The sequence below is a fragment of the Bdellovibrio sp. ZFWA1 genome (genome assembly GCF_056175665.1).
The window spans coordinates 1,538,155-1,564,561 of record NZ_JBJKJH010000001.1; the positions used below are offsets into that span (position 1 = coordinate 1,538,155).

A 26,407-nucleotide genomic window follows, 5' to 3' on the forward strand; every position below is an offset into this window, starting at 1 on the left:
AAGTTTAGTCTTCGATAATTGTAGATTCTATGGATTGATCTAATTTGTCCAATTCGATGTTTAGGTCGACCCGATATTTTTTCATTTGCTCTAAATTAAGAGCTAAATCCGACCGGTGCGGTTTTAAAGAATTTTGAGGGTTGGTGTCTAAAATACTTGCCATTGCAATATTGGCTCTTGCGACTGTCTTGTTGATTCGGCCGTACCAGTAATTTCGAATAAAGTTAAGTTTTTGGCGATCTGGATTTAGTCTTAAATCATCAGCACGCACCCAGCTTATTAGTTCGATGAATTCTCGATCAGTACAAGTTTTCAGATCTTTAGTTTCTAAATCTTTTTTTGTAAGTAAGCGGAAGCAGTGATCGGGAACTACATTTTTCGGAAGTTCTTGATTCAGCAAATCTGAGGCCGCTGTAATCCACATTGAATTTTCATTGCGCATCCCTAGACGTAAAAGAGTCTGCCAGTCTTTATTTTGAATGACTGCAAAAGCCAACCAGTTTGCTACTTCTAGATCTTGAGTATCTGCATAAAGACTCTGCAGATCTTTTTGTAGCAAAGAAGTTTGATCGTTGCGCATCCAGCGCTGAAAAGGAATTTTATATTTTAAAGCCATTTTTGGATATCTGGTATTCCACGCTTTTGCCGAAATGCCATTCAGCCTTTTAAATGTATCAGAATTTTCCAAATAGAAATTTTCATTCACGGTAAGGGGACTTGTTTCGAAGCGATCAACCAGCGTGTTATATTGTTTTGGTGGATAATCATTAATTAGAAAATTGAATCCTCTGATGACGCCATAGCGAATTCGTTCCTCGTATCTCCAGGTGGACCAGGCGCTTTCTAAAAGGATAGGGCGTTCGTTAGGGAAATTGAGGGACTTTCCGTCAAAGACGGGTTTTAATGAGAACGTTTCGAACGGTGATTGAATAGGTAGGCGTTTTCTTTCACCAATCCAATCCAGCAGAGTTGTTCCGATGTCAGCCAAAGAAATATTTTTATCAAACTTCCAAGCAATGCCCAGATCGCGAGTCTTGCCAGCCGGTTTAACAAATAGGGTGACCTGTAGATTCTCTGAATGAAGATTCAGTGGGGATATCTCTGTTTCACGAGTGGCTTCTGTTTGTCCATTCAAGCCTGCTAATATTACGTGAGTATTGTCCCATTGATTATGCTTCTTGAGCTCGGTAATTAAGCGTTGAAGTTGAAAGTTGAATTCTTCTAGTTGGCTCTCGTAAGAAAAATTACGTAGCTCTCCGGTTTCGTCTGAGGTTAGGGTGTTTGTAAAAATAAGATCTGGGGCGTATATTGTTACGAAAAAGGGGCGGCCTTTGTTTTCATTTATCCATTTTACACTTAGATCAACGCTTGCCTTAAAAGGGCGAAAGAGTTTTTTAACTGTGGGATGAACGAGATCGTCAAAGACCTCAAAACCCTGGTTGAGACCTGTTTTCCGAAGAACGGGGGCGCCTCCAGAAAAAAAAGCAGTGCGATATCCCCTCTCGAGGTATTTTTCGGGTATGGTTTCGATTTCTGGACGAAGGTATGAACCATTATTCTGGGCACCGTGATCGTAAGGGTAGATTCCTGTAAAGATTGTTGCAATCGTTGGTACGGCCATTGGCGACGGGCTGTAGGCGTGAGTGAAGCGAACGGACTCGTTGCAAAGTGTTGCTAGGCCTTGCTGTTTTTCGTTTTCAAGCATTGTACTGCACGGAGCATCTGAAAAAGACAGATCATCTGTCAAAATGAGCAGTACCGAAGGCTGGGCACTTTTTGTGCAACCTAGTAAGCTAAATGACAATAAGATGATAAGTAATGTGAAGACTTTCATTCGCCTGCCTTGACCTAAAACAACTCTGTAGTGATAATGGACGAACTCAGTTCTTTCGTCAAAAGACATTATATTGGGAGGGCTTAATGCTCACAGAAAAAATTTTTGCAGTAGCACATTTAGCGGATCAAGTAGTTTTATGGTTGTTGTTGTTACTAAGTATCTTGAGCATTGGAATGATTTTAGAGCGTTGGTTTGCTTTAAAAAAGATAACAACTGAGTCAAATCGTGTTCGTGCCCGCATTAAGATGGCGTTGCAAAGCAACAGTGTAGAAGATGTTGAAGATATTGCGAAAGATCCAGGCTCTATCGAGGGGCGTGCAGCTTCTTATGCACTGAAGCACATGAAGGATAATGGAACGAAGGGGCTTGAAGAAATTTTTAACGCTTTCGTTTTGACTGAAAAACCTGAACTTGAAAAATCTTTGGGTTTCTTGGCAACAATCGGTTCGAATGCGCCTTATGTGGGATTGTTAGGAACAGTTCTTGGTATTATGAAAGCCTTTAATGATTTGGCAACGACGCCAGAGGCGGGGCAACAAACAGTTATGGCTGGTATTTCGATGGCACTTGTTGCAACAGCTGCAGGTCTTTTTGTCGCAATCCCAGCGGTCATTTTCTATAACTACTATAGCAAACAAGTGAAGGGTGTTTTCACCAGCTTAGAGAGCGTTAAAGAGCTGTGCCTCGCTTACGCCAAAAAGAAGGGCGGATAAGCCATGGGAATGAAGTTCGACAGCGATGAGGCCATATCCGAAATCAACGTCGTTCCTTTGGTTGATATTATTTTGGTGGTTTTGATTATCTTTATGGTGACGGCCCCAATGTTTATGAAGCCAACGATCAACGTTAATTTACCTAAGGCCGCCAGCGGTGATAAGACCAGTCCGAGTAAGTTAAACATTGCATTGACTGCAGATGGTAAAATTAATCTTAATGGATCTTTTGTTGCAGAAGCTGATGTACAAGCAAAAGCTACAGAGGAAGTGACAAAAAATCCTGAAGTGCAGGCGATCATTTCAGCGGATAAAGATGTGCCACATGGTAAGGTGGTAGGTCTGTTGGATATCGTCAAGAGTGCCGGCGTTAAGAAATTCGCCATTTCAATTGATAAGAAATAAAAAAAAAGACCCACAAGTTGTGGGTCTTTTTTTGTTCTTAATTTCCACCACCATCATTATTGTTCGGAGAAGATGTGTCGTATCTTTCCCAGGCGCAGCTGTTTGATAAGAAAAGAAATCTATTATTTTTACACTCAAATGTGACAGCACCTACGTAGCGATAGCCGTTTCCATCTTCGTAGTGGCGATCGTAATAGCGTGAGCCGGAATTTGGATTTGGCGATGGCGTATGAATGTAAGCAATCTCAGATCGACAGCTGAGGCTGATTGTTCCAGAATACACAATAGCTTGGTTATTGGTAAGCGGCTGCAAATATTGGTCGCGTATAATTCCATACGAAGACCATGTTCCAACCTCATCATAACTTGGTGAGATCGCCCATTTACCTCGAGAATTATGAAAAAGCTCGTTCATGCTTCCGTTCAAACCATCTACTTTTTTAAGCAGATAGTAAGTGCCGGCGGCGCAACCACCAGCAATTTCTCGAATAGTTAAAGACACTCTTAATGACGTCACTTTCAATCCCTTGGCGTCAGTTACAACGACGTGATAGCGGGCCTGTTTTGACCAACGATCTGCTCGGTCAGCGTAGTAGTAGTTTGTACCTAATCCCATTTGGATCGGTTGTTCGTCGCGGTACCATTGATATTTATAGGGTGTTGTTCCGCCATAGACCTTGATGCCAAAGCTAAAGTCCTCGCCTTCATTCACCGTTTGTGAGGCGGGGGCTTTCACTATTCGAAAGCTTAAGTCTTTCGGATCATACTCGGGTTCCGAGCCACTCGAGCCTCCGCTTCCGGTGCTTGGACCAAATCCTCCAGCAGAACCTCCACCCGAGCTGCCACCACCGGGGCCAAATCCACCGGATGAGCCGCCACCCCCCGTTAGGCTTGATGACGGCGGGGGAGTGAGTCCCGAAGAACTACCACTGCTTGAACCGCTGGTTCCTGAATTGTTGCTGCCGGTTTTGATGCCGTTGTTTGAATTGCCGCCAGTGTTTGTCGAGTTGGAACCTTGAGAGCAAGAGGCATCGGTGCTGCTTCCTGATGACGAGTCGCAGGCCAACTTAGGAGGCGCACAGTTTTGAAAACTGAAAATCGTCACGGTGCCAAAGATAAAGGCCAGCACCTGTGCTTTTTTTAGTTTCATTGGTTCCCCCTCGTTCAGAAAAGTAGCCGACGCAAACAAAGGCCCCTTACCTTTGATCGCCCTATATATATCGGCCAGTTTGCCTGGACCTTGAGCTTGCTTTGGTGAATCGCCGAATTTTATCAGGATGAGATGCTTGGTTTGCCTCAATTTGAGACAGTTTAGCCGCTGGGGAAATAATTATTGTTAAGTTCGACGTTTCATTTCCGACAAGAATCTTATGTCGAAGTGGTTTCATCGCGAGCATCATCAGCTTGCCTTTACATTTTTTATTGTTTTGCTACTTGGAGGGATGACACTTCAATCTTTTGATTTTTCAGAGTCTGTTGATATGTCAAAAGCGGGTGTGATTTCTAGTGATCGAAGCCCTGCCAGTGTTCCAAGTGTGTCATCAGATGCGATCGTTAAGTCGATGGGGGGCAAATCCGACTTCCAAGTAGATTTAAATTGTGGGGATAGCAAGTTAGAGCGAGCCCAATTAAGGTCGGATTATCTGCAGCTCCATGGAAAAGCCTGCCTTCAGTTCAATCCTGGGCAAGAGGTAGAGTTGGTCAATGAAGCGAACGGGTTTACCGCGTCGGTCTTCTTTTACGCTTCGCAGAAGTATCAGACAGACCTTATTCCGTTAAAGCCGGGCCTGAACAAAATTGTTGTAAAAGCGCCTCTAAAAAACGGAAAGATATATGAGTATTCTTTCGAAGTTGAAGCGATAAATCCCCAATAGTTAAATCAAAACATATTCTTAACGCAGATTACTAGAGTAGGATCATTTAAATTGATCTGAGATAGTCCGTCCATTAAAGTCCCGCAAGTGATGATCGAGGAACTTACTCATAACATGGAACTTAAGAAGCGCTCAGATATTCATTACGCACGTAAGATCTGGCACATGTCGGGCGTGTTCGTAATATTCTTGGCCTATTCCAATTTGTCGGATCAGGCAGCTTTATTGGCCGCGACCGTTGCCTGGCTGATGTTTGTTCCTATGGATATTTTGCGTCAAAAAAACGCAGCCCTTAATGATCTTTTAGTTCATGCTTTTAAGCCAATCATGCGTCGAAACGAACTTCATAAGTTGGCTGGAACGACTTATCTGCTAACAGGTGTTTTGTTGCTGGTTGCTTTGTTCCCGCGGTCGATTGTTTCTATTTCTTTGTTGTTTCTAGCCTTTGCGGATCCAATCGCAAGTTATGTCGGAATAAAATGGGGTAAAGATAAAATCTTCGGACACAAGTCTATTCAAGGTTTTATGGCTGCTTACTTTGTCTGTGCAGTGGCTTGTTTTATCTTCTTAATTTCCCACTCAATGTTGATGGATCATATCATTGTCGTCAGCTTATTGGCAGGTTTGGTCGGAGCTTTGGCTGAATTAGTGCCAGTTGGAAAACTTGATGATAACTTAACTTTGCCTCTATTAAGTGCCGCAGGGTTGCTGGTTATTTTTTATTTCTTTGGATTTTTTGCTATTGTCGGATAATGTTCCCGTCCATGGGAATACAAAATTCAAACACAAATCATGAACATGGTGAGCCCAACGAAAAGTTGGCTATGTATATCTATATTTTGCCGAACCTAATGACGACGGCAAATTTATTCTTTGGTTTCTTTGCAATTATTCATGCGATCAAATCAGATTTTTTAATGGCTTCTTACGCTATTGTGGCTGCTGCCATATTTGATCTTTTAGATGGTCGTTTAGCACGCCTAACTCGTTCGACCTCTAAATTTGGAGCCGAGTACGATTCTTTGTGTGATTTGGTAAGCTTTGGGGTTGCTCCAGCGATTATGCTTTATCAATGGGCCCTTCATCCATTTGGTCGCCTTGGATGGATCGCTTGTTTTTTGTTTGCAGCATGTGGAGCTTTACGTTTAGCTCGTTTTAACGTTCAACAAGGTGTGGTTGAAAAAGCTTATTTCCAGGGTTTGCCGATTCCAATGGCGGCGGGGATTGTGTCGTCTTCTATTTTGGCTTTTAATGATCTTCAAATGGAAAGTGCTGGCAACGTAGGCTTATTGGCGATGACGATCTTGCTGGCTTTCGTGATGGTTTCGACTTTTAGATACCGTAGCTTTAAAGATCTGGATCTTAAAGAGCGTCTTCCGTTCCGTTATTTAATATTAGGAGTTCTAGCATTGGTTGTGGTTGCTTGGTGGCCCGAGGTGATGCTTTTCGTGTTGTTCATGACTTACGCCACACTTGGTGCGGTTTTTGGGGTCTTCCGTTTAGGCAAAAATGTGCGTAAGCTAAGACCAAATGTTTATGCTCCGGCACAAGTTGACGAGCATGACTTGGTGGAAGAAATCGACGAAGAAGTGGACGCAAATAAAAATGGCAACAAAAAGTCTTAAAATTGGTGTGGTCGGCGCAACCGGTATGGTTGGGCAAACATTCATGAATATTCTTGAAGAGCGCAACTTTCCTATCCAGGAGTTGCGCCCTTTTGCTTCCGAGAACTCGTTAGGAAAAAATATCGAATTGCGAGGTCAGAAGTGGCCTCTTCAGGTTTTGAAAAAAGGCTGTTTTGATGGTCTTGATTTAGTGTTTTTTTCTTCGGGGGACGATATTTCTGCCGAGTGGGCCCCGGAGGCTGAAAAAGCCGGTGCCTTTGCGGTTGATAACTCTGCAGCTTTTCGCATGGACCCATCTCGGTCTCTGATTGTTCCCGAAGTGAATATGCATCTAGTGCCTAAAGGTGCTAAGCCGCAAATTATTGCAAACCCTAATTGCTCTACCATTCAGTTGGTCGTTGCCCTAAAGCCGTTGGCTGATCAGTTCGGCCTTGAAGAGGTTCGGGTTGCAAGTTATCAGGCGGTTTCAGGTGCAGGGCAGGCTGGTCATGACGAGCTTATAGAGCAAACAAAAAACTTCTCTAGCCCGAATTTGACTCCAAAAGCTTTTGCACATCCAATTTTATTCAATGCAATTCCGCAGATTGGTTCTTTTAACGATGATGGTTTTTGTTCGGAAGAAGTAAAAATCATGAAAGAGACAAAGAAGATATTGGGTCTTTCTGATTTGAAGGTTTCTGCATTTACTGTGCGTATTCCCGCATTGAATGCTCACTCGGAAGCTGTATGGGTTACCTTGAAAAAAGAAGTCTCAAAAGAGCAGTTCCTTTCGGCGATGCAAGGTTTTGATGGCTTGGTGGTTCTTGATGATCCTAAGCAATCGCAATATCCAACGGCTCGGCAAGTTTCTGGAAAAGATCCTGTTTATGTGGGACGTATCCATCGGGATCCCGAGAATACCAAAATGTGGCTGATGTGGGTTGTTTCAGACAACGTGCGCAAAGGCGCCGCTTTAAACGGAATTCAGATTGCTGAGCGAATTTTTGACATTCATCCTTAAGCATGATCTCATTTTTATGTGAGAAGATTATTGCAGGGATGCATCCTATTAAATATTTTGTTTGCTGCACAGATTTCATATGCGGCATTGGTTCTTAATGGTGTTACCGGAGTTTCAAATGCCTCTAGTGATTATAAGATCATATATGGAGGTAAAGCCGGTAACTGTTCAGGGACTAGTGTCTGTAATACCTGCACCGGAGCTCTTCAGCCTTGCAACGAAAAGAGCATCGGTACTAATGTTATCGTCACGTTTACTCTTTATACTAGCAGCTCAGATGTAGTCTCTACAGCTCAATATGTAGTTGTAACAAATAGTAGTAATACGGTCGTAAAGTCGACTGCAATCAGTGGATTGGCCGTTAATTCTAACTTTTCGTTCACCATGACTTGGGGCGAGCTTTGCACGGCATTGGGAACTTCGGGTTGTGCTGCCTCGGGCTCTGGAAGCTTTACAATTGGTCTATCGAATGATGGAACGACATTGCTTGAGGCCGCGAAGGTGGCAATTTCTGTGCGCCTGAGTGTGGCCGGAGCGACTTCTGTTGTTACGGATAACTGCAGCGCTGCGGTGACGCCTTCGACAGGTGAGGGTATCTGCTATGTCAGCCTAGAGCCCGGTGATGAAAAGGCTTATATCGGTGAAGATTTGGGAATTCCATCTGATTACCCGGCAATTAATGGTGTAACAGGTGACGAATTTACAGCTTTGCGCTTTTATTATGCTTCCGATGCGACAAATAGCACCGCTCAGGATGCGACCACTTTAGGAAATGTCACTTTGGACTCTCCGTACGTTCGAATTTCACTCACAAATGTGGGTGGGGGTGAATACACTTTGGATGACGAGCGTATTATGGGACTTGAAAATGAAGTTCGTCAGTGTGTTGTATTTGCGAATGAGACGGTTGCTGGTAATGTGATCTATTTTGCCAAAAGTTCTGGTACGGGTTGGACGGCGAATTCTCCTTTTTGTGTAACGCCTTCTAAAGTTGTTGGTTTGCTTGATGATAAAAACTGTTTTATTGCGACAGCAGCTTTTGGAAGCTCGATGGCTAAAGAAGTTCAAGTCTTAAGAAGTTTCCGTGATCAGTTCTTAAAGACAAATGCTCCTGGAAGATGGTTCGTTGAAACCTATTATCAGTTGAGTCCTCCGGTAGCGAATTGGATCGCCCAGCACGAGTTCGCAAGGACTGCAGCAAGAACTCTATTGTGGCCATTAGTTTTCATGGCGCATTTATTGGTGAACTATGGTTGGTTGATGACCTTCATCGGAATGGTAGTATTTTCTTTGGCAATCGTTGGCTTGTCGCGAAGTTTTAAAAAAGGTCTGGTGGCAGATGAGTTTTAAATTTGGCTATCGTGCTCTCTTCGCTTCTGTCGTTTTGATTTATTCTGTAGCTAATGCAAACGAGCCCGCCGTCGTTCCAGCACAAAACAATTCTGAATTGGATTGGGAAGCGCCTCCACAAGAGGCTCCTTATATTTCGGATGAAGAAGCTGCTGATCAAATAGAGGCCGAGATTTCAGCGGGACCTACCGAAAAAGTGGCAGAGCCAAATTTGCCTCCGGCCCCGGCACCTATTCCGTCACCCGCTAAGGAAATAGTTAGCGAGCCTGTGATTTCGAAAAAGCCACCGGTCGAGCAAGCCTCTTCGAGTGGGACGAGCTCTAAAACTTATAAATCCCACCCTCTTTCGAAAAAAGGTCTGATTCGTATCGAAAAAGATGGTTCTTATATTTATAAAACTCAAACAGGTACGAAGAATCAGTCTTTTTCATTTAAGATTGCTTCGGTGGATCCTATGCAAATCGAAACAGCAGACGGTCAGTCAAGTTTCGAAACCATGTATGGTTCGGGCTCGGTCACCGGTCTTATGTTTGATTACGAATGGCAGCCATTTACGACTTATGGAAAGCTGGGCGTGCAAGCGGGGTTTGGATTAACGTATTCTCAGGGAAATGGTCGATTTTTAAATGACGGTTCCGAGGCAAAGGAAAAATACACGCTATTTACAATCCCTTTAAACTTGGGTGGCATTTACCGCTTTGAATATATGCAGAAGCAGTGGGTTGCTCCGTACGTGGCTGGTGGAGTCAGTTACGTTGGTTTGATTGAAACTCGCGATGATAACAAATCGCCTAAGATGGTGGGGACGCCAGCGGCTTACGGCGCAGGTGGTGTGATGGTTAATATCACGGCCTTTGATCGGCAGATGTCATTTGATTTGTATTCCGAATACGGAGTGGCGGCGATGTGGTTTGTTTTTGAGTTCAGACGTATGCAGTCTTTGTCAGAGGATTTGGACGTCTCTGGCAATGTAATTAATGGTGGTATTTCGGTCGACTTCTAAAGAAAAAGGCTCCTTACGGAGCCTTTTTTTATTGGCATTCTGCTTTGTCGCTGAATGTTTTCCCTAAATCTTTTCCGCCAAAAGATGCAGTTACTTCTTTGCTATTTAAAGTTCCTTTGCGAACTATTTTCGAAGCTTTATCAGCCAAATCTAGGCAGGCCTTTTCATCAGCGGCTTCTTTCTTTTCTGATGTTTGAACTTTTCCCATGTAAGGCTTATAGGCTTCAGCTTCTTTACCAGGGCAAGCGCCACGTTTAATTTTCAACTCGCACTCGCCTGCAGAGGCAAGGGTCGAGAAACCTAAAATGGACGAGATCAAAAGAATGGTTAATTGTTTCATGCTGTCTCCTTAAAATTGAGTTCCTTTCGTTTCGGTATTTATAAAATACTCTTAATACGCCTAATGTTGTGCTATTCATTAACAATCATTTAGAAAGGCTTGAGTATGCCTAAAATACGCTTTCATGTGGCTTACGATGGGACTGATTTTTGTGGGTGGCAAAGACAAAACCATGGGGATGTGCCTTCCGTTGCCCAGACCTTAGAGAACGCCCTGACGAAGGTCTTGGACGAGGACATTACTCTTTATGCTTCGGGTAGAACCGATGCTGGGGTTCATGCTTTAAACCAAGTCTGTCATTTTTCCACGACGAAAGAGTTTAAAAAAGGTTGGGATTTGTGTTGGGCCTTAAATGCCCAATTGCCAAAGTCGGTCGTGGTTAAAAAGGCCTGGTATGCTCCTGAACAGTTTCATGCCACTTTGTCAGCAACTCATAAGACTTATCGCTATTGGGTCTTGAACCGCCACCGACCAAGCCCACACTTGGCCAGGAATGCCCATTGGATTCGGCAGCCAATCAGCATTGATTTTCTTAACCAATGTTCTGAAATAATTAAGGGATATCATGACTTTAAGTCGTTTCAGTCGGTGGGCACGCCTGTTTTAACGACGGATCGAGAAATTTTCGAGGCTAAATGGAGTTATCGCCGGCCTGATTTACTGCAATTCGAGATAACGGGGAGTGGATTTTTAAAGCAAATGGTCCGAAACATCGTCGGTACCCAATTGATGCTTGAAAGAAAAGGACAAACCCCTGAAAAGATGAGGGAAATTCTGGAACTGAAGGATCGGACCAAGGCAGGACCCCCGGCTCCGGCCGAGGGTTTGTATCTATTTAAGGTCTATTATCCTCCAGAACTTGACAAAGGGTGCCTAGAAATTTAAAACAAGCCTTCCCGCAAAAAAGGTTAGAGCCCGTTGTTAAACTCAAATCAATTTTGCCGAAGGCTAGGACGGTAAACCGAACCTTCAAAATAATGGAGAATCAATATGACAACTTTTCATGCGAAAGCAGAAGACGTTGAAAGAAAATGGTTGATCGTAGATGCCGCTGGCCAAAAAGTTGGTCGCGTAGCTACGCACGTTGCGAATATCCTTCGCGGCAAACACAAAGCCATTTATACACCTAACGTTGATACTGGTGACTTTGTTATCGTTATCAACACTGATAAAATGGAACTTTCTGGTTCTAAGTGGACTTCTAAAAAGTATTACAGACACAGCCGTTTCTTCGGTTCATTGAAGGAAAAGTCTGCTGCTGAAAAACTTCAAGAAGATTCTACTTTTATCATCCACGAAGCTGTACGCGGAATGCTTCCTACAAATAAGCAATCTCGTCACATCATCACAAAGATGAAAACTTATGCTGGCGCTGAGCACCCACACACTGCTCAAAAGCCTGTTGTTTTCAATCTACCTAAGAAGGGTTAAGGAGTAAGACATGGCTGCTGAAAAATTCTTTTATGCAACAGGAAGAAGAAAAACATCTTCTGCACGTGTATTCCTAAAGCCTGGTAAAGGTAACATCACTATCAATGGCAAGAAGGCAGACGACTATCTTCGTCGTATGCAATCTCGCATGGTTATCTTGCAACCGTTTGATACTATCGCTCAGAACGCTAAGTTCGACGTTAAGATCACTGTTGTAGGTGGTGGTGAATCTGGACAAGCTGGTGCTATCCGTTTGGGTATCGCTCGCGCTTTGACTGCGTTGAATCCTGAGTTCCGTCCTGCTTTGAAAAAAGCTGGATTCTTGACTCGTGATCCAAGAATGGTTGAGCGTAAGAAATACGGCTTGGCTGGTGCTCGTCGTAGATTCCAATACTCTAAGCGTTAATTTGCTTGGTCACTGGAACATGTTTCCGGTGGTGGAACGAAAAAGGAAGTTGCTTCGGCAGCTTCCTTTTTTTTGCTCAAAGTGAATTAAATGAGGCCTCATATTATTTCACGGAAAAAGCCAGGCCATAGTCTAGCCCAAGATTTGATTTTAGTAATAAATATTAAGCAACTTCACAGCTGTCCCATTGATACCTAAGCTTATGAGTGTTCAGGAGGAACACGTTATGAAAAAAGTTGGGGTTGTTTTATCCCTTGTTTTAGCATTTGCTGGATCAACAGCTTTTGCGGGTAAAGTTGAAGAAGTACAAGCTGCAGTGAAAACTTCATGCTCAAAGGATATTGATCAAGGTGACGCACTTAAAAAAGTTAAGGATCTTTTCTTAACTTGTGTTCCTGGATCAAAGGTAGACGTGGATGGTTGTTCTGTTCCATGTTTAAAACAAAACTCTGGTGCCGTTGTCGGTGGTTAATAGGGAGAATCGGAATATGAAAAAATCACTTAAAAAATTAGTTATCGCTGCCTCACTTGTACCTGCAATTTCAATGGGCGCAACTTTAGAAGAAAGAATTGCAGAGCTTGAAGCTTCTCAGTCTTTGAATACTTTTAAATTCAGCGGAACTTTGATTACTCGCTTTGATGGGATCACGGTGGATGATAAAGCCGTTGGGGGTTCAAAAATTCAAGATTTGAACTACTTTAGAATGGTAGCTCAATTGAATATGTCAGCGGATGTTGCTGAAAATATGCAATTCTACGGGCGTCTTACAACTTCAAAATTGATGAATGCTTGGAGTCGTCAAGGTACAGCTTCAACGATTGGGGCAGATATGAATGCTGCTGACAATTATACTTCGTCTGCAGTCGTATTGGAAAAAGCATACGTTGATTGGAAAATTTCAGAATCGACTTATCTTTCAGTAGGCCGTTTGCCAACTGTTGATGGTCAGCCATTTAACTATTACGATGGTCGTGCTCGTCTCGGAACTTATCCGATGCTAGTATATAACAGTGTTCTTGATGGATTTGCTGGTACGTATAAATTCAATATCGGTGATAACAAATCACTGGCGGCGCGTGCAGTCTATACTCCGTTCACAAACGCATGGGTTGGTTCTAGTGCTTATTTGAAGAGACCAACTCAAGATACTACGACTAGCTCTGGCCAGGTGGTTTCATCCGGAAGTAAAGTTGAAACGACAAACAATACAGTGGCCGCTCAGCTTGAGTATTCAAATCAGGGATCTTCATGGGCGAACAATATCGGTGTGATTGTCCAATATCTTGATGTCCCTCAAGTTATTTATCCCTCGGGAGCGGGCGTATCAACTCTTTCAATTGGTTTGAAGAATACGAGTGTTGCTATGGAGTTTCAGGGTGTGGCAGGCTCAAATTCGGATCTATCGTTGTCATATTTAGGCACAACGTATAGATCAAAAGGATTGATGACCACATCTAATGGAAATGTCGGATTGGGTACAACAAGCTCAGATAAGACATTCAATGGAAATACAGTTTTGCTTTCTTACAGATACAATACTCAATCGTGGATTTATGGAGCTGAAGTTGTAGCTGGTTCCGATGATGCTCTTTACACAAATAATGCGGGCGAAGATCTAATCGGATTTTATGGCGTAAGAGGAACGGGTTATCATGCTTACCTTACTAAGAAGATCAATGGTGGTGCATCTTTGCGCTTTGGTTATATGCTGAAAGACGAGAAGAAAAAGCCATTGGATTTAGGACCTAACGTTAGCTCTAAGAGAGATATTAGTGCAATGTACGCTAACTTAAGATTCGACTTCTAAGAAACAAGAACTCTGAAGACTTATAGAGTTTGAATTTGGGGCTCCCATCGTGGGAGCCCTTTTAAATTTCAGAAACATGAACGATGTGTAATTTAACACATTCTTAACCCTTAGGTATGCTTGAAATGTTTTTCAATTATTTATCAAGATAATTTAGCGCATTTTTTGAGGAGTTCCGATGAAAATATATTCTTGGCTTTTATTTTTTTTAACCTTCGGATGCTCGCAATTGGTTTTGGCTGGAAAGCTCGAAAGTGTTCAAAAGGTCGTTAAAGAGCAATGTCAGAGGGATCTTTCAGCCCATGAGGCACTTAAAAAAATTCGTGATCTTTACTTAACTTGTGTTCCAGGAACTAAAGTTAGTGTTGATGATTGTAAGATAAATTGTTTAAGAGAAAATTCTGGCGTTATTATGGGGCGATAGTGTGTGCTTACTTTGTGGTAATGAGTATGTTGGACCAATTTATTTTCATTGCTTAAAAACAAATTTATTTTTTTTTACATTATCCATACACTAGCAAGGTTCAATTAAAACAAACAAAGGATGGATTAAATGAAAACATTAGTGATGATGGTTGCTACTCTTGTAGCATCGGTTTCTATGGCAGCTCCAACAGCATTGAAAGTCGATACTAAGGCATCAACTGTTGCTTGGAAGGGTTCAAAAACCGTGACGAAGTCTTCTCACAACGGGATGATTTCTTTGTCAGAGGGTTCTGTTGAGATCGAAAAAGGTGAGTTGAAATCTGCTTCATTCACAGTAGATATGAAAACAATCTCGAATGAAGATTTAAAAGCGTCACCGAAAGATGCGGCTAAATTAGTTGGTCACTTGTCTTCTGAAGATTTTTTCAATGTTGCTAAGTTTCCAACAGCAACTTTTAAATCAACTGCAGTAACAAAGAAATCAGCAACAGAAGTAGTTATTAAAGGTGACTTCACGATGATTGGAAACACGGTTGCAATTGAATTCCCAGCTAAAATCGCTATCAAAGGTGATACAGCTACTGGAGAGGCGACTCTAAAACTAGATCGCACTCAATGGGGTCTTAAATATGGATCTGGTAAGTTCTTCACTGGCTTGGGCGATAAAGTTATCAGTGACGAAATCGAATTGACTGTTAAAATTTCTGCGAAGAAATAGTTTTAAATTTTATTTAGAACATCAAACCCCGCTCTAAAAAAGCGGGGTTTTTTTATTCGTAAATAATGTTTCCTGATAAGTCTGATTTAAAAAAGTAATTGTGGCGAATATTTCTATAGGTTGAAAACACCCCAACTGAGTTTATCTCGGTACCATCAATAAATATATAGTTAATGGTGCTGTTTGTTCCGTTGGCGCCGGAAGCTGGGTTGTAAATTAAATCTTTGCTCCCGTCAGTTTTACTTACTTTCACAATATAGTTTCCGGCAAGCCCCTTCCAAGTTGTGAAAGACCCTCCTAAGAATAGATGCGTCGAATTTCCAGCAATATGGTTTACGGTCGAGTTTGCACCACTTCCAATAAAGGTCGTGTCTAGAGAGCCCGTAGATTTATTTAGTTTAGCAAATCGATTGGCGGCAGTTCCACGATAAGTTGTGAATGCACCTCCAACATAGACATCACTAGCATCTACAAAAATTGTGTTTACAGTGCTGGCAAAACCAATAGTGCCCGAGGCGGGATTGAAACTTGTGTCTCGCACGCCATTAAAGTCGACTTTAGTAATTCTATTGGTTGTGGTGCCCCGATAAGTCGTAAATGATCCGCCAAGATAGATATGTGTAGAGTCTAAATCGATGGCCATTACGATCGTATTCGTTCCTCCAGCTCCGTTCGAGCCTGATACCGGATTGAAGGTAAGATTCAGGGCTCCGGTCGAGGTGTCGACTTTCGCTATTCTGTTTGCGATGCCTCCTCTGTAGCTTGTGAAGCTGCCACCTATATAGGCATTGAGATTGTCCGGACTTAATTTAATTGCATAAACCGACCCAGCCGAGAATCCATTGGCTCCAGATGCTGGTGAAAAAGTAAGATCTAAATCGCCAGTGGTTAGATCAATCTTGGCAATGCGATTGGCGGCACTTCCCCGATAAGTTGTGAAGTCACCACCAACTAAAACGAAAGATTCGTCGCTAGCGACTTCGATTGTTCTTGCGATATTATTTAAATTCACAATCGAAGTTCTTACCGAGAAATCTTCATCAAGTTCTCCATCTGGGCGAAGCTTTGCCAAGTTGTGAACTGGAAATCCAGAATTTATATTGGTGAAAGAGCCTCCAACCCAAACTCCGCTGTTTGTAATTGTTAGGCAGTTGATCGCACCATTTGCGCCATTCACGTTGTAAGTTGGGCTGAAGTTTAAATCGACTGCTCCGTTAGATGCGCCAAGTTTGGCAATTCTAAATGCCGGGGTTCCCCTTACTGTAGTGAAGTTTCCTCCTAAGTAGACGTCGCTTCCGTTAATAGCAATTGCATTGACTGCAGAGTTGACGCCGATCGTGCCGCCAGTACTGAAGGCCGTTTGCAATGCTCCAGAGCTTGCTGTGACCTTGGCGATATTATTCACAGTGGTGCCTCGATAAGTCGTGTAAGATCCGCCGACATAAAGATCTGTCCCCGACAAAGCCAACGCATAGACAGCGCCAGCAGTTCCATTTGCTCCTGTCGCTGGATTGAATGTGGTGTCTAATGCAAAGGTGCTGATATTGACCTTTGCTATACGATTGGCAGCAGAGCCTCGATAAGTAGTGAAGTCGCCACCAATATATAGATTTGTAGAGTCATTCACGATAGCGCGAACGCGAGCCCCGGTTCCATTGGCGCCCGATGCAGGATTGAATACCGTGTCTAAGCCCCCTTGGTCTGAAAGTTTTGCGAGGTATTTTGCGGAAACACCTTTATATGTTGTGAAATCGCCTCCGACAAAAAGACCCTGAGGAGTCATTTTAATAGCACGTACGCTACTATTAAATCCATTTGTTGAAGGGCTAAAGACTGTATCTAAGGCGCCATTTTGATTTAGTTTGGCTATTCGATTGGCTGAAATGCCTTTATATTTGGTGAAAGACCCGCCCACATAAATATCAGTGCCGTTTAGTTCAAGGGCAAGAACCGCTCCATCAAAACCATTGGCTCCAGATTCCGGGTTAAAGTTAACATCAAGATTTCCATTGCTTGCAATTTTGGCGATGCGATTAGCCGTGCGTCCTCGATATCGAGTAAAGGATCCACCAACTAACAGACTTCCGTCACTTAATTCGATAGCTGCGTAAACAATGCCATTAAAGGCATCTCCTAAATTTCTTTCGATCAGGCGTCCATTAGAAAGATTTACGAAAGAAAGATAGTTTTCTTTGCTGTTAGAAAAAGCCGAGAATTGCCCTGCGACTAGAGTGCTGCCATCAGAGAGTTTTTTCATCGCCAGTATCGGACCATTGAATTCAGAGCGGTTGAAGAATCGACTGATGGTTGTTGAAATAGTCGTGCGATTAGAGGCTAAATCTGTTTGAGACGCGGTGATGGATCTTTCACCGGTAGGGCCACTCATTTGAATATAGGTTTTAAACACACCCGCTGTGCAAGTTGTCGAGCTATCTCCGGAAACATCAGTTCCGTAGGAAATCTCTACTGGGTATCCACTTTCGCAGGTTCCGCTAAATGCCAACTCTGATTGGGTTGTGATTAAATTATTGACCGGTGTGCTGATCGTTAAAATCGGTGCCGTAATGTCGACAACCCAGCCTGTCGAGGACAGCGCGGTGGTAGCGCCTAGGTTGTCAGATACTCGCATGTTGACGTAGTACGTGTTCCCGTCGATCAGACTTAAACCAATAGCTGTGAATGAGCCTCCAGTAACTTGCGTCCAGGTTTTAATGTCGGTAGCACTAGCTCCTGAAGTCCCAGTTCCAATCGCATACTCGTAAGTCGCCACTCCACTTCCCGAATCTGTGGCATTTTCTTGATAATTTACTAATGGGCTTTGAGTGATAGAGCCATTGATATTTGAGTGTGTTGGATTTGAACTCCAACTTGGAGGCTGGTCGTCGTGAGTGATTGAGCTTGAAATGCAATTTGAAAGATTTCCGTTAGAGTCTTTAAATATAACAAAAATTTCGTTTTCATCATTAACTGCACTAAGGGTAAAGCCTTTGCTAGAGGTGAAAGTTTCCCAGCTACCTCCAGAATTACAGCTTGCATCAGTTGTGAGATACATTTCTGAGGCATCAGTGGCTTCAAGCTGGATCGTTACATTGGTAGAGTTCGTGTAAGTCAAACCGCTATCAATGACTATACTTATTTGAGAGGGACCAAGGGAATCTTTGGTGAAGCTCCTTTGGATGTTATCTACAAGATTATTCGCTAAATCTGTATGAGATATCGAAAAGACTTGAGTGCCTTGACCGAGGCTGGCTAGATTTAAATTGGTAGACCAAGCGTTGTTTGTGCAGGTTGCAGAGCCCACCAGGCTTCCGCGAAAGATCTGAACATTACGTGAGTTTTCAGAGCAAGTTCCAGAAACCAAAAATGAATTTTGGTTTAAAGAATTGATGATCGCTCCCTCTGTTGGGGAGCTCCAGGCGACAGTTGGTGCGATATTATCGTGGATGATGGAATCACTGATACATGCAGACTCGTTACCGCTGGCATCTTTGAATTTGGCATAAACGGTATTAATGTCATTACTTGTATTTAAAGTCCAAGACTTGCTAGAGGCCATTGGTTCCCAGTTTCCTGTGTTACAAAGGATCGAGTTGCTGATCAGCATTTCTGATGCATCAGATGCAGAGATACTGAGGGTTGAGTTTAGGCCATTCGTATGGCTATTGTTTGTATTTATGGCCAAGCTTAATAAGGAAGGTCCCGACGTGTCTTTTGCAAGACTCATGTTCACAGCAGGAGCACTATTTCCAAAGGGGTCAGTATGGCTTAAAGTAAAATTTAATTGTCCTTCGCTTAGTGAATTGGTATCAACGGAAATTGAGTAAGAGTTGTTTAAGCAGGTTGTCTGTGCAACAGACGATCCCGTTAGCCTGACTTCGCTGTTATTGGCGCTGCAAGTGCCTGTAAATATCAATGCAGAATTAGAATACTGATTTAAGATACTGCCTTCGGTTGGCGCAACAAGAGTGAGACTAACACTAGCGGTGGATTTTGAAAAAGAGCGAGTCAAAGGAATCGCAGAATTTCCAGCTAGATCTGTCTGAGAGATTCCAATATTAATGGTGCCATCGGGTTGCGAGCTGAGGTCAAAAGACTTGCTCCAAGTGCCGTTAAGACATTGCGTAGAGCCCGTTCCGTGAATGCTGAAGTTCACAGGTTGGCCTTCTTCAGAACATGTACCAGAGACAGCAAAATTTGCGAGTTGAGAGGTCAATATTGGAGAGCCTGCCGCGGGACTAGTAAAGGTCAAAGTCGGAGCTATCCCATCATGAAGTATACTGACCTGCGAGCAGGTAGAAAAATTTCCGGCATTATCAACATATTTTACGAAAAAGGTATTGAGTTGATCTGCTAAGTTCAAAGTGACAGTTTTATTAGCGATAAAAGTTTCAGGATTATCATTCGTGCAACTGCTCTGCGAGACCGTCATTTTGGCAGGAATCGAGCCGCGAAGCTCTAAAGTCACAGATAGATTCTTAGTTAGTGTGGCTCCTCCGTTAATAGATAAAACTGGTGTTGTTGGCGGTATTGTATCTTTAGAGACCCGTAAGAAAAGACTTTTAGATTTAACATCTTTCGAATTTGTTGATTGAAGATTCATATCAACGAAACCATCAGTCGCAGATGAAAAATCGATAGTTTTACTCCATACCTGATCTTGACAGTTTGCGCTCAGTGCTTCCGACAGCTTCGTCGATGTGATGCTAACGACTTCGTCGTCCGTTCCGCAGGATCCGAAAATTTCAAAAGCAGCAGCATTTTGCAGGTTAATGTATTTAGCGACATTCGTAGAGACCGTCAGTTCAAGCGGAAGATCTTTTGGTTTCGGGTCTGATTTGTTTGAAGTTGAAGTCGCGGCAGAACATCCAGTTAAGAAATGGATAAGAGCAAATAGATAAGCTAGATAAACTGATAAAAGCTTAAACCGCATCTATTACTTATCGCCCAAATTGTCCGATTCTTAACAGGAATTTGAACTAGATTAACAGATGTAATGATCGATATGTCTCAGATCGAGACTCTATTGGAAATTTGGATCATTTAGACTCTGCAGAAAACTAACAATTTGACCGATTTCTGTTGGGGTCAGTCCGAGTCTAAAAATTAATGAATTTTGAGCAGAACTCAGTCGAGCATTGTTTCTAGTCGTATCCGTATCACAAATTAGTTCCTCGGTATAATTACTTGGCGTCTTGGGGCACTCTAGGTGTCGAATCGTGCGAGGGAAATGGTTGTAGTGCGTGACAACGTCTTTAAGGTTCTGAAAAAAGCCGTTATGCATATAAGGTGCTGTATAGCCAATATTTCTAAGTGGAGGGACTCTGAATCGGAATGTGCCGAAACTGTCTTCCATCCAGTTGCCGACTCCTTTATCTGTTGCCGCCTCTTTGGTGGACCATTGAGGTATCGCCAAAGAGTGAACTGCAAAATTTGAGAGGTGTGTTCCATTGTGACAACGGCCGCAGTCGGCTTTACCAAAAAATAGCTCCATGCCTTTTTTTTGTTCGTCGCTGAGTGCTTTCAAATTGCCCTCTAGATAGAGATCGTAGGGGGAGTTGTGACTACTGAACCGCACTCGTTGAAATTCGGCAAGGGCATTTCCAACCATAAATATATGAGGTTTTTGGTTGGGGTAAGCTTTGTCGAAAAGCTTTTTAATTGCCGTATTTTTTGCGACTTGATCCGTGATTGCCTGCCAGGCTTTTTCGGCATCGTCGATATCGGCAATCGTATTTTGACCTTTAAAACCGCGCATTTCTTCTGGACTTAGAATTGGAAATAGAGCCTGTGCTGCAAGAGCCGAAGTTAAATTTGTTTTCCAAGGCCCTAAAGGTGTTGGGGTGGTCCAAATAATTTCACCATTGTTTTGATCTATTCTTTTGGAAACTCGGCTATCCCAAAATAAAGAGCTGACTTGTCCTAGGTTGTATAGTGGAGGCGTATTGCGAGCTAAGATATGGCCCTGTGCCTGCAGTATAGAGTCTTGAACAATAGAGTGTCCCTGGCCAAGGCCCAAGGGTAATTTATCGGTTGTGCCCTTGCTTGGATTGTGGCAGTCGGCACAACTAATATTTTTATTTCCTGACAGCTGGCGAGTTAAAAAAAGAGCTTCTCCAAGTTTGTAAAGATCTTCATTGCTGACAATTTCTTGGGGCATTGCCTTTAGGCGAAATAATGGAATGAATTCTGCAATTTTGTCGTCGATGGACTTTTCGGCCCATGAAGTACTGGCAATTAATGAAGCGACAATGACCCATCTAAGCATCGACTTATTCCCCCAATGAAGAAAAGCATCTTCTTAATTTGAGTTTATGTCATCAATCAAAAAGTCGATAGGTCGAGAAAATGAAAATGAAATGGAAGAATAAAAAAAGCCGCAACAATGTGCGGCTTTTTCAGTCGAACGAACCGAATTTAAATTACGGCTGGTTGCAAACTAGAGGATAGATGTTTCCTTTAGCAGAAAGGATACCAGAGAAAACTTTGTCAGCTTCTTTTTGCAAAGAGATGATTCCAGAATCAGTGATAACACCGTCAACTTGACCGAAGCTTTCGCCAAAAACGATCGTAGAGAAGTAACCATTTGTGATTTGATCAGCAAAAGTTCCTTTGTCTTGTTGAGTGAACATGATTGATTGAGCTGATTTTTCGTTCAAAGTAAAAGTCACAAAATCAGAACTTGCGTCAGCGCCAAGCTCGATTGTCATAGAAACAACACTTTTAGATTGTGCTGGAACTGTGCAGTTAAAAAGAGTTGTGTCAGCAAAAGCTGAAGAAGAAACCAAAAGCAATGCAGTTGCGATCATTTTTTTCATTAAATCCCCCCTAGGTGATTGGCCTGCAAATTAGTCCACAGGATTACCGAATTCAAAAAAAAACAGCCGACGCGATATAGCTAAATGTAAAAAAAAGAGGCCTTTTTAAGCCTCTTTTTTAGGTTTTCACACCATCTTCATGTTGATGTGCGTTATTTAGTTTAAAAGACCATTCAATTTTCCAAAAGCCGCTCCAAGTTGGCTTCTGTCAGGGGCCGCACCTTGAGCAAAATCAGGTCTTCCTCCACCTTTTCCGCCCATCATCGTTGCAACCTCTTTCAAGATATCTCCGGCTTTGTGATCACCTGTGATGTCCTTAGAGACTGATACTATAATCGGATGAGATGCATCGCCTTGTCCAACCACGACAACGATGCCGGTTTGGATTTTATTTTTCAATTGGTCAGTCACTTGAGCCAATACATCGCGATCATCCAACGCAAGATCTGCTAGAACCAACTTAGCATTGATACCCGATTTCGTTTTAAAGATAGCAGCTTTGCTTGCAATCTCATCGACATTGATCGAGCCGCCTTGGATTTTTTTGATCTCTTTTTCCAAAGACTTGATCTGCTCTTTCATGGCGTCGATTTTTCCAGCCAGAGTAGACTTTTTATAAGACTCTTCGTTTAGTTCCGCTGCTGTGGCTTCTAAATTCTTCAAATAATGAGGCGCTTTTTGTAGACCTGCCGTCGCTAAGGCTTCATCAAAGTGTTGAATCGCCTGGAAGGCCAAGCGCACGGCGTGATCGCCAGTGACGGCTTCAACTCGGCGAACACCAGAGCTGACGCCACCTTCAGAAACGATTTTCAACATACGAATCTGAGACGTGTTCTTCACGTGAGTTCCACCACAAAGTTCAGTCGAGAACTCACCCATCGTCAAAACACGAACTTGATCGCCGTATTTCTCTCCGAATAAGGCCATAGCGCCTTTAGCGATAGCATCTTTGTGTGACATCACTTCCGCTTTCACTTCAGAGCCACGGGCAATTTCGTTATTCACCAATTCTTCGATTTGTTGAATCTCTTCAGAAGATAAAGGTTTATTGTGAGTGAAGTCAAAACGGGTTTTTTGAGAATCAACAAGAGATCCTGCCTGAGTCACATGAGTGCCTAGAACTTTTCTGAGGGCCGCGTGCAGAAGGTGAGTCGCAGAGTGGTTATTAGCCGTATTGCGACGTTCAACTTCATCAACAGCTGAATATACGGTCATGCTATTTTTAAATTCGCCATGTTCGATTTCAACGTGATGAAGGATGATGTCATCAATTTTTGTTGTATTTAAGACTTTAGCGCGGTTGGCTTCTTGAACCAAGTAGCCTGTGTCGCCGGATTGTCCACCGCCTTCACCGTAAAATGCAGTGCTGTCGATGATGACGACGCCGTGATCGCCCTGCTTTAAGCTAGAGACAACCTCATGACCATTTGAAAGCGCCTTAATAGCTCCTTTGCCGGTGATCGAGTCATAGCCTGTGAACTGAACTTTGCCACCGGCTTGAAGGTAGTCTTTGGCAAACTTGATTAAATGCTGTTCGTCAGCGCCCATCGACTTGCCTTTCCAGCTCGCCTTGGATTTTGCGCGGTTTTCTTCCATTTGTTTCTCGAAAGCCTCTTCGTTCACGTCAATGCCGTGTTCGTTGGCGATCACTCGAGTCAAATCCGCGGGGAAGCCGTAAGTATCGTACATTTTAAAGACCACATCACCAGAAAGCTCTTTGCCATTCTTCGCTTTTAATTTTGTGATCTCGTCCATCAAAATATTTGTGCCATTATCCAAAGTCGCAGTGAAGCGATCTTCTTCATCGCGGATTGTATTTAAAATATGATCACGGCGAGTTTTCAACTCAGGATAAACATCACTCATGCTGTCGATCAATGCTTCGGCCATGCCGGGAAGAATGGACTGCTCGCCCGCAATTTTACGTCCATAGCGAATCGCCCGACGCATAATGCGGCGAAGAACATAACCACGTCCTTCATTTGAAGGAAGAGCACCATCAGCAATGAGTAAACTCGTTGAACGGCAGTGATCTGCCAAGACACGAATCGCAGCGGTGCGATCTGAGATTTCTTTGTTGGCTTCAAGGATTTTTTTATCTGTGACGTAATCAAACTTTCCGATTTTACAAGCACGTTCAATCATTGGAGCAAAGATATCGGTATCGTAGTTTGAAAATTTGCCTTGCATAGCTGCGCAAACGCGCTCAAATCCAGCCCCTGTATCGACAGACGGCTTCGGAAGCGGAGTAAGAGTTCCTGGAGGATTTTCGAAGTATTGCATGAAAACGAGGTTCCAAATTTCAACGAAACGATCTTCGCCAGCTTTGATGCTCTCGTAGGGGTCTGAGATTTTACCAGCACCAGGTCCGTGATCATAAAAAATCTCGGTACATGGGCCACAAGGGCCGGTGTCGCCCATTTTCCAAAAGTTGTCTTTATCGAATCTGAAGATGCGTTCGCGAGGAACACCTTCTTGTTTGTGCCAAATATCAGCGGCTTCATCATCAGAAATATGAACCGTGACATAAAGCTTTTCTTTTGGAATCGCGAGCTCTTGAGTCAGGAATTGCCAAGCCAGTCGAATAGCTTCAGTTTTGAAGTAATCACCAAATGAGAAGTTCCCCATCATCTCGAAAAATGTATGGTGGCGAGCGGTGAAGCCGACATTTTCCAAGTCATTGTGTTTACCACCAGCACGCACACATTTTTGAATAGTGACTGCGCGAGTGTAGTCTCTTTTCTCTAAGCCCAAGAAAGTGTTTTTGAATTGGTTCATTCCGGCATTTGCAAATAACAAAGTCGGATCGTTTTCAGGAATCAAAGACGAAGAAGCGACGTGGGTGTGGCTGTTCTTTTTGAAATACTCAATAAACTTTTGGCGAACTTCAGAACTCTTCATTTATAACCTTTCTGATGGTCTCTAGGTCAAAACCGCGAGCCGCAAGAAAACGACCCATTTTGGCTTTTTCTTCACGGGTTGGTTTTTCAATTTTAGCAAACTTATTTTTCACGAGAGTGCGCGCCTTTTCAAGCTCCAACTCACGATCCACTTCAATTGGGGGTAAACCTTTTTCTTGAAGCCAGTTTTTTATATAATAAGACCCTTTGTTGCGGTAGTGCAGGCCGCGGGCCATTTTTTCAGCCAGCTCTTCGGGGGCTCCTAACCAACGATTCTCTTTTGCATACTCAATGGCTTTGTCGATAGCCTGCGCAATTTGCTCCATCTGTAACTCAAGCTCTTCAGGGGATAGAGCGGCCTCGGGCTTAGAATACATCTCACTATCTCCATAAGAACTTCGACGGCGCCAATGTTTTTTGGGGCTCAAGTATTGTTTGAGCTTTGTGCGCAGCTCTTTTTCGGAGTGATCTCGCTGAGCCACTAAATCCATCATACGACGGCGAGCTTTTAGAATGAGTTCTTTGAGATCTTGAGGGTCTTGCATAAGCCGCAGTTATAGCGGATTTCAGGGGGAAAGTCCGGTTTAATGCGCTGCAATTTTGACATTAATAAGAGCAAAAGAGGTTCAAATTGCCATAATCAAATGACTGAGCGGGGCGCCATTTGTTTTGAGCCGCAATTTCATGCAGCCAATCCTTGGCGTTGCCTTTAGTGGCAATCATGATGGGGTGATCTTTTGAGATAGGGAGCATTTGATTCAAAATAAACTTGTAGGTGTCGGCGCTAAAAGGGTCATACATGTAGTAGATATCTGCAACTGGCAGCTTAAAGTTGGAGTCGGAAAGGTCCTGAGTGTGAAAGTGTACATTTTGCTCTAAGTTGAGTTGTTTTGCACAACCTTTGGCGTTTTGAATGCGATGATCGACATACTCATAACCTGTAAATTGCATGTCAGGTCGGTGTAGACCGATGACAAATCCTAGCCGGCCAAAGCCACAGCCTAAGTCGATTAAATGAGAGCCGGCTTTAGGATTCATTTCACGGAGTGCTGAAAAAATTGTTGAATACGACGATTGTACGCTTTCAGCTGAGCCCGCAAAAATTCGTTCTTTGTTGAAGGCATCGGAGGGCATTTGAGATTCACTTGAATAATCAATGCCAAGGGTTGAGTCGAGACTGTCGAAGCATCTATAAAGTGATACTTGTAAAACTTGGGAGTTTTGAGTGGCTTCAATTTGAAATAGCTCTTTTACTTTTGAAAAGATGACTTTGTGAAATTCGATTTTTTCATTTGCTTTCAAATTTTGAAAATCAAAAAGCCAGTTTCTATAATTAACGTTTAGCTCGGAAAGGAAGTTTTCAGTTTCTGAGCGATTCATGGAGCTAAGTTGGTCGGATAGATGCGCGATTTCATTAAACTCAAGGTGGTGGCAAATCTCAGCAACTCTTTGTGCTTCGAGGGCCGTTTGTCCAGATTTGCCATTTTTAAAAAAGCTGAGTTTAAATTCCACAAATGTTTTCAAGAGATTAAAGTAAATGAAGTCTGCTGCTTTTGTGGAAATATTATTCATTTATCAAGTGTAGCAAGTTGAAGTGTTAATTTCTAGTAAATACTCCATTTGTTTTATGTTTGGACGCCAGTATTCAATTAGTTTTCGGTTTACGGGGATCAATCCAATTTTATGGACGCTGGGGGCTTCGATTGCTAACTGAACACATAATCACCTTTTAATTTCAATTTTGAATGAGGAATAA

The 26,407-nt window shown here is 42.9% G+C and carries 24 protein-coding genes; 15 read left to right on the plus strand and 9 right to left on the minus strand.

Translation table 11 applies throughout. The features are described from left to right. Window positions 1-4 precede the first annotated feature (4 nt). Window positions 5-1,834, minus strand: coding sequence for a sulfatase-like hydrolase/transferase (locus AC04MN_RS07430; RefSeq protein ID WP_475382553.1), 1,830 nt, complete (start codon window positions 1,832-1,834; stop codon window positions 5-7). Between the two features lie 86 nt (window positions 1,835-1,920). On the opposite strand from AC04MN_RS07430, the gene AC04MN_RS07435 reads away from it, so the two are divergent. Together AC04MN_RS07435 and AC04MN_RS07440 are read left to right on the plus strand one after the other, a co-directional pair. Continuing rightward, entirely contained in the window at window positions 1,921-2,550 is a 630-nt protein-coding gene (locus AC04MN_RS07435; RefSeq protein WP_475382554.1) for a MotA/TolQ/ExbB proton channel family protein, read from the plus strand. A 3-nt stretch (window positions 2,551-2,553) separates the two neighbouring features. Next, entirely contained in the window at window positions 2,554-2,955 is a 402-nt protein-coding gene (locus AC04MN_RS07440; protein ID WP_475382555.1) for an ExbD/TolR family protein, read from the plus strand. Window positions 2,956-2,992: 37 nt separating this feature from the next. Here the strand turns inward: AC04MN_RS07440 and AC04MN_RS07445 are convergent, their stop codons facing one another. Beyond that, entirely contained in the window at window positions 2,993-4,105 is a 1,113-nt protein-coding gene (locus tag AC04MN_RS07445) for an immunoglobulin domain-containing family protein (RefSeq protein ID WP_475382556.1), read from the minus strand. A gap of 220 nt (window positions 4,106-4,325) precedes the next feature. Between AC04MN_RS07445 and AC04MN_RS07450 the strand changes: the two genes are divergently transcribed. The 6 genes from AC04MN_RS07450 (at window position 4,326) to AC04MN_RS07475 (ending at window position 9,807) form a co-directional block, all read left to right on the plus strand. Beyond that, window positions 4,326-4,829 (plus strand): hypothetical protein, encoded by a 504-nt coding sequence (locus tag AC04MN_RS07450; RefSeq protein WP_475382557.1) that lies wholly within the window; start codon window positions 4,326-4,328, stop codon window positions 4,827-4,829. A gap of 114 nt (window positions 4,830-4,943) precedes the next feature. Beyond that, window positions 4,944-5,582, plus strand: coding sequence for a diacylglycerol/polyprenol kinase family protein (locus AC04MN_RS07455; RefSeq protein ID WP_475382558.1), 639 nt, complete (start codon window positions 4,944-4,946; stop codon window positions 5,580-5,582). An 11-nt stretch (window positions 5,583-5,593) separates the two neighbouring features. Beyond that, entirely contained in the window at window positions 5,594-6,454 is an 861-nt protein-coding gene (gene pssA / locus AC04MN_RS07460) for a CDP-diacylglycerol--serine O-phosphatidyltransferase (RefSeq protein ID WP_475382559.1), read from the plus strand. Then, a complete protein-coding gene (locus AC04MN_RS07465) occupies window positions 6,435-7,454 on the plus strand; it encodes an aspartate-semialdehyde dehydrogenase (RefSeq protein WP_475382560.1) in 1,020 nt (339 codons plus the stop codon). Before pssA ends, AC04MN_RS07465 begins: the two co-directional genes overlap by 20 nt. 18 nt (window positions 7,455-7,472) lie before the next feature. Continuing rightward, window positions 7,473-8,804 carry a CFI-box-CTERM domain-containing protein gene (locus AC04MN_RS07470; protein ID WP_475382561.1) on the plus strand — a complete coding sequence of 444 codons (1,332 nt, stop codon included), beginning with the start codon at window positions 7,473-7,475 and terminating at the stop codon, window positions 8,802-8,804. Continuing rightward, window positions 8,794-9,807, plus strand: a complete 1,014-nt coding sequence (locus tag AC04MN_RS07475; protein ID WP_475382562.1) for a hypothetical protein — start codon at window positions 8,794-8,796, stop codon at window positions 9,805-9,807. The genes AC04MN_RS07470 and AC04MN_RS07475 overlap by 11 nt, the downstream gene beginning before the upstream one ends. 28 nt (window positions 9,808-9,835) lie before the next feature. Here the strand turns inward: AC04MN_RS07475 and AC04MN_RS07480 are convergent, their stop codons facing one another. Then, window positions 9,836-10,147 carry a hypothetical protein gene (locus tag AC04MN_RS07480; protein WP_475382563.1) on the minus strand — a complete coding sequence of 104 codons (312 nt, stop codon included), beginning with the start codon at window positions 10,145-10,147 and terminating at the stop codon, window positions 9,836-9,838. Between the two features lie 105 nt (window positions 10,148-10,252). Here AC04MN_RS07480 and truA point away from each other — a divergent pair, with 105 nt between their 5' ends. The 7 genes from truA to AC04MN_RS07515 all read left to right on the plus strand — a co-directional run bounded on the left by truA (window position 10,253) and on the right by AC04MN_RS07515 (window position 14,936). Beyond that, window positions 10,253-11,032, plus strand: coding sequence for a tRNA pseudouridine(38-40) synthase TruA (gene truA, locus AC04MN_RS07485; protein WP_475382564.1), 780 nt, complete (start codon window positions 10,253-10,255; stop codon window positions 11,030-11,032). A gap of 105 nt (window positions 11,033-11,137) precedes the next feature. Continuing rightward, window positions 11,138-11,578, plus strand: coding sequence for a 50S ribosomal protein L13 (gene rplM, locus AC04MN_RS07490; RefSeq protein WP_475382565.1), 441 nt, complete (start codon window positions 11,138-11,140; stop codon window positions 11,576-11,578). 10 nt (window positions 11,579-11,588) lie between these two features. Then, entirely contained in the window at window positions 11,589-11,984 is a 396-nt protein-coding gene (gene rpsI, locus AC04MN_RS07495) for a 30S ribosomal protein S9 (RefSeq protein ID WP_475382566.1), read from the plus strand. A 226-nt stretch (window positions 11,985-12,210) separates the two neighbouring features. After that, on the plus strand, window positions 12,211-12,456 hold the full coding sequence (locus AC04MN_RS07500; protein ID WP_475382567.1) for a hypothetical protein: 246 nt from the start codon (window positions 12,211-12,213) through the stop codon (window positions 12,454-12,456). Window positions 12,457-12,472: 16 nt separating this feature from the next. Then, complete coding sequence (locus AC04MN_RS07505; RefSeq protein WP_475382568.1) at window positions 12,473-13,792, plus strand: DUF3373 family protein; 1,320 nt, start codon at window positions 12,473-12,475, stop codon at window positions 13,790-13,792. 178 nt (window positions 13,793-13,970) lie between these two features. Next, the gene (locus tag AC04MN_RS07510) at window positions 13,971-14,216 is read left to right on the plus strand and encodes a hypothetical protein (protein ID WP_475382569.1); all 246 of its coding nucleotides are present in this window, start codon (window positions 13,971-13,973) and stop codon (window positions 14,214-14,216) included. A gap of 129 nt (window positions 14,217-14,345) precedes the next feature. After that, window positions 14,346-14,936 carry a YceI family protein gene (locus AC04MN_RS07515; RefSeq protein WP_475382570.1) on the plus strand — a complete coding sequence of 197 codons (591 nt, stop codon included), beginning with the start codon at window positions 14,346-14,348 and terminating at the stop codon, window positions 14,934-14,936. A 52-nt stretch (window positions 14,937-14,988) separates the two neighbouring features. On the opposite strand, the gene AC04MN_RS07520 is transcribed toward AC04MN_RS07515, so the two are convergent. The 6 genes from AC04MN_RS07520 to AC04MN_RS07545 all read right to left on the minus strand — a co-directional run bounded on the left by AC04MN_RS07520 (window position 14,989) and on the right by AC04MN_RS07545 (window position 26,223). Then, a complete protein-coding gene (locus AC04MN_RS07520; protein WP_475382571.1) occupies window positions 14,989-19,866 on the minus strand; it encodes a beta strand repeat-containing protein in 4,878 nt (1,625 codons plus the stop codon). A 90-nt stretch (window positions 19,867-19,956) separates the two neighbouring features. Continuing rightward, window positions 19,957-21,201, minus strand: a complete 1,245-nt coding sequence (locus AC04MN_RS07525) for a cytochrome-c peroxidase (RefSeq protein WP_475382572.1) — start codon at window positions 21,199-21,201, stop codon at window positions 19,957-19,959. A 154-nt stretch (window positions 21,202-21,355) separates the two neighbouring features. Beyond that, on the minus strand, window positions 21,356-21,751 hold the full coding sequence (locus AC04MN_RS07530) for a hypothetical protein (RefSeq protein WP_475382573.1): 396 nt from the start codon (window positions 21,749-21,751) through the stop codon (window positions 21,356-21,358). 156 nt (window positions 21,752-21,907) lie between these two features. Then, window positions 21,908-24,652, minus strand: coding sequence for an alanine--tRNA ligase (gene alaS, locus AC04MN_RS07535; RefSeq protein ID WP_475382574.1), 2,745 nt, complete (start codon window positions 24,650-24,652; stop codon window positions 21,908-21,910). Then, window positions 24,639-25,196, minus strand: coding sequence for a regulatory protein RecX (locus AC04MN_RS07540; RefSeq protein WP_475382575.1), 558 nt, complete (start codon window positions 25,194-25,196; stop codon window positions 24,639-24,641). The genes alaS and AC04MN_RS07540 overlap by 14 nt, the downstream gene beginning before the upstream one ends. A gap of 61 nt (window positions 25,197-25,257) precedes the next feature. Further along, the gene (locus AC04MN_RS07545; RefSeq protein WP_475382576.1) at window positions 25,258-26,223 is read right to left on the minus strand and encodes a methyltransferase domain-containing protein; all 966 of its coding nucleotides are present in this window, start codon (window positions 26,221-26,223) and stop codon (window positions 25,258-25,260) included. Window positions 26,224-26,407 lie beyond the last annotated feature (184 nt).

What these genes read in the sequence shown, in the direction of transcription:
- AC04MN_RS07430 (WP_475382553.1), bottom strand. Translation starts at nt 1,834, where the DNA reads ATGAAAGTCTTCACATTACTTATCATCTTATTGTCATTTAGCTTACTA.
- AC04MN_RS07435 (WP_475382554.1), top strand. Translation starts at nt 1,921, where the DNA reads ATGCTCACAGAAAAAATTTTTGCAGTAGCACATTTAGCGGATCAAGTA.
- AC04MN_RS07440 (WP_475382555.1), top strand. Translation starts at nt 2,554, where the DNA reads ATGGGAATGAAGTTCGACAGCGATGAGGCCATATCCGAAATCAACGTC.
- AC04MN_RS07445 (WP_475382556.1), bottom strand. Translation starts at nt 4,105, where the DNA reads ATGAAACTAAAAAAAGCACAGGTGCTGGCCTTTATCTTTGGCACCGTG.
- AC04MN_RS07450 (WP_475382557.1), top strand. Translation starts at nt 4,326, where the DNA reads ATGTCGAAGTGGTTTCATCGCGAGCATCATCAGCTTGCCTTTACATTT.
- AC04MN_RS07455 (WP_475382558.1), top strand. Translation starts at nt 4,944, where the DNA reads ATGGAACTTAAGAAGCGCTCAGATATTCATTACGCACGTAAGATCTGG.
- pssA (WP_475382559.1), top strand. Translation starts at nt 5,594, where the DNA reads ATGGGAATACAAAATTCAAACACAAATCATGAACATGGTGAGCCCAAC.
- AC04MN_RS07465 (WP_475382560.1), top strand. Translation starts at nt 6,435, where the DNA reads ATGGCAACAAAAAGTCTTAAAATTGGTGTGGTCGGCGCAACCGGTATG.
- AC04MN_RS07475 (WP_475382562.1), top strand. Translation starts at nt 8,794, where the DNA reads ATGAGTTTTAAATTTGGCTATCGTGCTCTCTTCGCTTCTGTCGTTTTG.
- AC04MN_RS07480 (WP_475382563.1), bottom strand. Translation starts at nt 10,147, where the DNA reads ATGAAACAATTAACCATTCTTTTGATCTCGTCCATTTTAGGTTTCTCG.
- truA (WP_475382564.1), top strand. Translation starts at nt 10,253, where the DNA reads ATGCCTAAAATACGCTTTCATGTGGCTTACGATGGGACTGATTTTTGT.
- rplM (WP_475382565.1), top strand. Translation starts at nt 11,138, where the DNA reads ATGACAACTTTTCATGCGAAAGCAGAAGACGTTGAAAGAAAATGGTTG.
- rpsI (WP_475382566.1), top strand. Translation starts at nt 11,589, where the DNA reads ATGGCTGCTGAAAAATTCTTTTATGCAACAGGAAGAAGAAAAACATCT.
- AC04MN_RS07500 (WP_475382567.1), top strand. Translation starts at nt 12,211, where the DNA reads ATGAAAAAAGTTGGGGTTGTTTTATCCCTTGTTTTAGCATTTGCTGGA.
- AC04MN_RS07505 (WP_475382568.1), top strand. Translation starts at nt 12,473, where the DNA reads ATGAAAAAATCACTTAAAAAATTAGTTATCGCTGCCTCACTTGTACCT.
- AC04MN_RS07510 (WP_475382569.1), top strand. Translation starts at nt 13,971, where the DNA reads ATGAAAATATATTCTTGGCTTTTATTTTTTTTAACCTTCGGATGCTCG.
- AC04MN_RS07515 (WP_475382570.1), top strand. Translation starts at nt 14,346, where the DNA reads ATGAAAACATTAGTGATGATGGTTGCTACTCTTGTAGCATCGGTTTCT.
- AC04MN_RS07520 (WP_475382571.1), bottom strand. Translation starts at nt 19,866, where the DNA reads ATGCGGTTTAAGCTTTTATCAGTTTATCTAGCTTATCTATTTGCTCTT.
- AC04MN_RS07525 (WP_475382572.1), bottom strand. Translation starts at nt 21,201, where the DNA reads ATGCTTAGATGGGTCATTGTCGCTTCATTAATTGCCAGTACTTCATGG.
- AC04MN_RS07530 (WP_475382573.1), bottom strand. Translation starts at nt 21,751, where the DNA reads ATGAAAAAAATGATCGCAACTGCATTGCTTTTGGTTTCTTCTTCAGCT.
- alaS (WP_475382574.1), bottom strand. Translation starts at nt 24,652, where the DNA reads ATGAAGAGTTCTGAAGTTCGCCAAAAGTTTATTGAGTATTTCAAAAAG.
- AC04MN_RS07540 (WP_475382575.1), bottom strand. Translation starts at nt 25,196, where the DNA reads ATGCAAGACCCTCAAGATCTCAAAGAACTCATTCTAAAAGCTCGCCGT.
- AC04MN_RS07545 (WP_475382576.1), bottom strand. Translation starts at nt 26,223, where the DNA reads ATGAATAATATTTCCACAAAAGCAGCAGACTTCATTTACTTTAATCTC.